Annotated in this window: 4 protein-coding genes; all 4 read right to left on the reverse strand. The window is 32.9% G+C overall.

Annotated features, from left to right (window positions below):
- Positions 1-184: 184 nt before the first annotated feature.
- Complete coding sequence (locus QM536_09270) at positions 185-1,309, reverse strand: hypothetical protein (GenBank protein ID MDI9357198.1); 1,125 nt, start codon at positions 1,307-1,309, stop codon at positions 185-187.
- A 4-nt stretch (positions 1,310-1,313) separates the two neighbouring features.
- A complete protein-coding gene (locus QM536_09275) occupies positions 1,314-2,486 on the reverse strand; it encodes a phosphoglycerate kinase (protein ID MDI9357199.1) in 1,173 nt (390 codons plus the stop codon).
- Positions 2,487-2,921: 435 nt separating this feature from the next.
- Entirely contained in the window at positions 2,922-5,441 is a 2,520-nt protein-coding gene (locus QM536_09280) for an FtsX-like permease family protein (protein MDI9357200.1), read from the reverse strand.
- A gap of 430 nt (positions 5,442-5,871) precedes the next feature.
- Positions 5,872-6,128: hypothetical protein (locus QM536_09285; protein ID MDI9357201.1), on the reverse strand; the 257-nt coding region annotated here is incomplete at its 5' end.

Raw genomic sequence — 6,128 nt, forward strand, 5'->3', positions numbered from 1 at the left:
TGCGAACTATTTGTGTTTTTTGTTTAATTCGTGTTTAAATTGATGTGGTTACAAATATGAATCCGCTCCGAAGGGTCCTTTTTACAAAAATATCAAATTTTAAAATTATTGGTAATCAATTAGTTACAAAATTATAAATGTAACAGAAGTGACTTTTCGGAGCGGGATCCATTTGAAAATGTTTTTATTTTACTTTCAGTTCATCTTTTATATTTTTGATAAAGAGATTGAGTGATTCGAAGTATTTTTCGTCTCCGTCCCACTGGTTTCCTAGAAATATGTCTTTTGTTTGGAGGTGTTTTATATAAAATTTGTAGATATTTGCATTTATGGGGATAGTTCTTATAATAGTTTTATCATTTTCTTGTTTTATCAAGGTGTATTCGGTATCTGTTGGGTCTATTTCGTAGCCGAGGAGTCGGTGTGCTGCTATTCCGGATGTATTTATGACGTGTAGAACAAATCTAAATCCTTCTTGAATAAATTTTTTATCATCTGCTTCGTCATAGTTTCGTATTTCGTAGTCCATGTGATAGTTTGCGAAAGCATTGGTTAGTTTTTTATTGAGTTCGGGGATGTTTTCGTTATAGTTTTCTATTTCTTTTTGGATTTTGTCGTTAATAATTCCTGTTGGTCTTGTTTTGGGGATTTGTATTTCTTCAAATTTTGGGATGAGTATTTTATCGTATTTGAGGTCTTCGTGGAAATTTTGGTATCTGTATGTTTTTACTATTTTTGGTGCGTCGAAAAAGTTGGGGGTGTCAGTTATGAGGAAGTTTTTATTTGGGATTTTAGATTTGAATATAATTTTTCCGAGGTTTTTTAAGAGTGGTTCGTATTCATCATCTATTTTTTTCCATGCTTTTTGTGCGTGGTTTATGATATTTTTATTTTTACTGAATGGTGTTATGATGATGACATATCTTGAGTATTCTTTTTCTCCTATTTTGAGTGTTATGTAGGATACGATAATAATATTTTTAATTTCTCTTGAAGTGTAGTTTTGGTAGTATTCTTGTGTTATTTCTTTTCCTGCAAAGATGTCTTGTATGGAGGCGTACATTATAGCATCTATTCCCATTTTTTGGAAAGAGGTATGTGTTTGTTGGATGATTTCTTTTTGTTTTTTTTCTCCCCAATTATTTGGTAGATTTAATAATATAGCTGATCTGGTGCTGAGGAGGTCTTCAGGGATTTCTTTTACGTATTCTAGAAATTTTAATCCTATGGGATTAAAATCATTTTCATCTTGGGAGTATGTAAGGTTTGGTAATAGTATACATATATATAGTATGAGTAGTTTTTTCATGTGTTTATTGTAATATTTTTATGCCTGGGAGGGTTTTTCCTTCTATAAATTCTAGTAATGCTCCGCCTCCTGTGGATACGTAACTTATTTTATCAGCAAAGCCAAGTGTATTAATTGCCGCAACAGAGTCGCCCCCTCCTACGAGAGAAAAAGCACCTTTTTGAGTCGTTTGTGCGATGAGTTCTGCTATTTTTTTTGTTCCATGGGAGAAATTTTCCATTTCAAATACTCCCATTGGTCCGTTCCATAAAATGGTTTTACTTTGTTTTATTATATTTCCGAACGCTTCTATTGTTTGATTTCCTATATCTAATCCCATCCATCCGTCTTTCATATTATGGTTTAGTACTGTTTGTGTTTCTGTATCATTTTGAAATTTATGAGCGATGACGGAGTCCTTTGGGAGAATAATTTTATTGGTTGTTTTTAGGATATTTTGTGCGAATTCTATTTTATCTGTTTCTACTAGTGAGTTTCCTATGTTTATTCCCTGTGCTTTTAAGAAAGTATATGCCATTCCTCCTCCAATAATAATGTGGTCTGCTTTTTTAAGGAGTTGTTCTATGAGAAGGATTTTGTCGGATACTTTTGCTCCTCCTAAAATAGCTGTGAATGGGCGTTTTGGTGCTTCTAATATAGTATGTAATGCATTCAATTCTGCTTCCATAACTATTCCACAGATTTTTTCTGTAAAGAATTTTGCTACTATGGTAGTAGATGCGTGTGATCTATGCGCAGTGGCAAAAGCATCATTTACATATACGTCTGCATGTTTGGAAAGTTTTTGTGAAAATAGTTCGTCGCCTTTTTCTTCTTCTTTATAGAAACGTAGGTTTTCTAAGAGGAGTACTTCTCCTGGTTTGATATTTTGTGAAATGTGGTATGCTTTTGTGCCTATACAGTCTTCAGCAAAGAATACTTCTTGGTTTAAGATTTTGGAAAGCGGTAGTAAAATATGTTTGAGAGAGTATTTTTCTTCGTAGCCGTCTTTTGGTCTTCCTAAGTGGCTCATAACGATAACACTTCCTCCGTCAGTAAGTATTTTTTTTATAGTTGGAATATGAGATTGGAGTCGCGTAGTGTCTGTGATGTGAAAATTTTTATCTAATGGGACATTAAAATCTACACGGACTAAAGTTTTTTTATTTTTAAAATTAAATGTGTTTACGGTTTTCATTTTTACTTTATAATTTTGAATAAATAATTTACATTATGGGTATCTATATTAGTTACAATGCGGCATATGTGACATTTATTTCATTTCTTCTGGGTTTCATTGTTGTGGGTATATATGTTGTTATAATAATATCGTTTTTTCGAGATTGGGTTCAGGTTAGTTAATTTTATTTTTTATAAAAAATTTCATTTTTTGGAGTTTGTATAAGGTCATTTTCTTTCATTGTTTCTGATTTGTTCATTTTTAATCATTATTAAAAATAATAATAAATAATTATTTTTTAAAATAAATCTAAAATTATACAATGGTCTCAATGTTTTATTGTTAATATTTTTTAAATCCAGTACTATATTATATAGAATGGGTATTATCAATGGGTTTAAAACTGAATATTTTTGTAAAAATAGTTTTTTGGGTACTCTCTTTGGTAAGGATTTATGCATTTCTCAATGATTCTAATGGGCTTTGGAGTAGAATTTTTCTATTATTATATACACCTAAAAAGACAGTGATGCCTACTATTCCTAAAAAAATATTTATGAGAGCGATATAATCCAATATAAATTCGGATTCAAAGATAAAATAAATGAGAGTGTAAGAAGATAGGATTGCTAATAGAATTCCTGAAAACGTAGATATGGTGCCTAATAAGAAGTATTCTATTGCGGTGATAGAAACAATTTGTTTTTTAGTGGCTCCGATAGTTCTTAATAAAACAGTTTCTTTGAGGCGTTGAAATTTGGTATTATTGATGGAAATGATGAGAACGATGATGCCCGTAATAATGCTTATGAGAGACATGCATTGGAGTACAAATTTTACTTTTGTGAGTATTCCTTCTATGGTGGTTATGAGGAGTTTTATATCTACTATGGATATATTTGGAAATGCTTGTATGATGGTTCGTTGGTATGTTGCAGATGCTTGTTCGTCATTTACTTGTGTGAGGAGGACATGAAATTGTGGTGCTGTTTCTAGAATACCTGTTGGAAACACAATGAGAAAATTTGTTTGCATTCTATTCCAATTTATTTTTCGGATATTTTTGACGTATGTTTTGAGGGGTATTCCTTGGAGGTCGAAGAGGATTTCGTCTCCCAGTTGGATATCCAAATCTTCAGCATAAAAATCGGCTACGGAAATAAAAATACTGTCGTTTTTCATGAAATGGGGTTTTCCTTTTATAATTTTTTCAGAATCTATCAATGTGTCTCTATAAGTGACCCGATATTCTCGGTTAAAAGCTGAAAGTGGGATTTGGATGGTAGAGTCTTGTTCTCTTTGTTTTTTGGATATATTTCGTACTTTGAGTAGGCGCATATTGACAATAGGAACTTGCTGTATCACGGGTAGTTTGTGGCTACGGGTAATACTTGCTATGGTATCTTTTTGGGAGGTTTGTATATCAAAAAGTATCATATTAGGTCTATCTTTTTGTGGTGTTATATGAAATTGGTGAGTGAGAGATGCTTGGGTAATAAAAATAGTAGCTATCAGTGCGGTTCCCAAACCTATGGAAAAAACAAGCACCATTGTTTGATTCTGTGGACGGAACATATTAGCAAGTCCTTGTCTCCAAATATAAGGGAATTGATGGGGAAAGTATTTTCGTATCAAAAACATAGATGCAGATGCTATGAGAAATAAAGCTGCGGTTATTACTAATAGTCCCAGGCAAAAAAATATGCTTTTAGTGATGCTTTCCACTTGCCAAAGGGTCAGTAAAAACAGTGAGAGAGCAATAATTATGTATACCCAATAAGCACCTTTGAGAGATGGTAGGTTTTTATATTCTACGGACTTTAAAGATTCTATGGGGGAGATATTTTTTGCTCTTAGAATGGGAAGGATTGAGAAAAGAATAGAGATGAGAACTCCGAGTAAAAGGGATTGAAAAAATACTTTTACTGAAAAAAAGAAAGGAACATCTATGGGTAGAAAGTTGGAGATTAAAAGGGGAATTAACATTTGTAAACAAATACCGAGTAATGCACCTAAGAAAGAGCTTATTAGTCCTATTCCTACTATTTGTAGCAGGAATACCCACATAATATCGGTAGAGGAAGCTCCGATACAGCGGAGTATGGAAAGAGTATTTATTTTTTCTTTCATATAGACATAAACGGAGCTTCCTACTCCCAAACATCCTAAAAGCAATGCTATGAAAGCAATCATATTCAAGAATTTACTCAGTTCTTTGAGGGATTCATTGCTGTCTTGTTGGGAATCTGCCCAAGTGGTGGCACGTAAATCTAATTGTGAGAACCTTTGCTTCCATTTTTTTTTTATGGAAAGGGATGCATCGCCATCAACAAATTGATAGTAAGTAAAGTAATTGACTCTGCTGCCCCGTATTACTAATCCCGTAGTTTCTAAATAGGAATAGGGAATGTATACAACGGGGGATACGGAGGCAGTAATACCTGTTTGTCCGGGTGTTTTTTTTAATCTCCCCGCAATGGTGAAAAATTCTTTTCCTATTTTGATAGTGTCTCCGATTTGCATTTCAAATTGGAGCATAACGGTTGCATCTACGAGTGCTTCTTTTTTATTTCTAAAAGAAAGAGAAGCACTGGTTGGTTCGGTTTCCAATGCTCCGTAGTATGGAAATCCTCCTTCTAATGCTCTTACTTGGACTAATCGGGAGTCACCGTTTTTTACAAAGTATATCATAGATGCAAAACTGCATTCTTGGGATTTTTTCCTTCCTATGGAATCTAAAAAAGATTGGATTTCTGCTGAAGGTTTTTTGGTGGAACTTATAACGAGGTCTGCTCCTAATACACTCTTTGCTTGCCGATTGATAGAAATACTGACGCTCTCCCGAAATGAATTTATTGCAGAAAGAGACGCTATCCCTAAAAGTGTAGCACTGGAAAAAAGTAAAAGACGCACTCTACTTCCTCGGCTATCCCTTATAGCGAGTTGAAAAAGCCATAGTATTTTTTGTTTCATGTTATTTTTTTATTTTTAAATTGGTAAAGTTTGAAGTATTATGCAAATATCAAATATAGCCCACGATATTGCTAAGCCCTTTAAATTCTGTTATGTCCTTGTATAAATAATCGTTCCCGTCTCCCAAATTAAATATAAAATACTGATAGATATCTCTTTACTAAATATTCGACAAAACCTCTAATATATCAAAATTTTCATTATCTCCTAATAAGATCTTCATCACCCAATCAAACCGAATAAATTTCTTTGTTTTCGTGTTTGGGTCCGATACGAAAACTCTTTTTGATACATTTATAATTTTGTAACTGTTTAATTATTAAATAGTGATAAACCAAATGTTTTTATAAAAGAGAGTTTTCGGAGTGGATTCGTAATAAAAAAATATCAATAGATACAAGATTTTATGTTTTGGAAAGATGGATGTGATTCAATAGATTCCATTTCCCATACTCTCCAATATTTCCTCTACAGAGAGTTTATTTTTCCAACTATCTATAAGTATTTGCATCTGTGTGTGTGAGAATTGTGAAATTTCTTGAATCAGTTTTGTATCTATACCTTTTTCTAACATTAACAATCCTGATACAATTCCTTTTTTCAGTTCTCCCTTTTGAATTCCAATTACTTCTCCCTTTTGAATTCCAATTGCTTCTCCTTCTAATTTTCCTTCGGCTCTTGCTCGGT

The organism is Chitinophagaceae bacterium (assembly GCA_030053935.1).
Taxonomy (GTDB): Bacteria; Bacteroidota; Bacteroidia; order Cytophagales; family JASGCU01; genus JASGCU01.

Excerpts from the sequence above, each read along its gene's own strand:
- QM536_09270 (MDI9357198.1), bottom strand. The coding sequence starts at position 1,309 with ATGAAAAAACTACTCATACTATATATATGTATACTATTACCAAACCTT.
- QM536_09275 (MDI9357199.1), bottom strand. The coding sequence starts at position 2,486 with ATGAAAACCGTAAACACATTTAATTTTAAAAATAAAAAAACTTTAGTC.
- QM536_09280 (MDI9357200.1), bottom strand. The coding sequence starts at position 5,441 with ATGAAACAAAAAATACTATGGCTTTTTCAACTCGCTATAAGGGATAGC.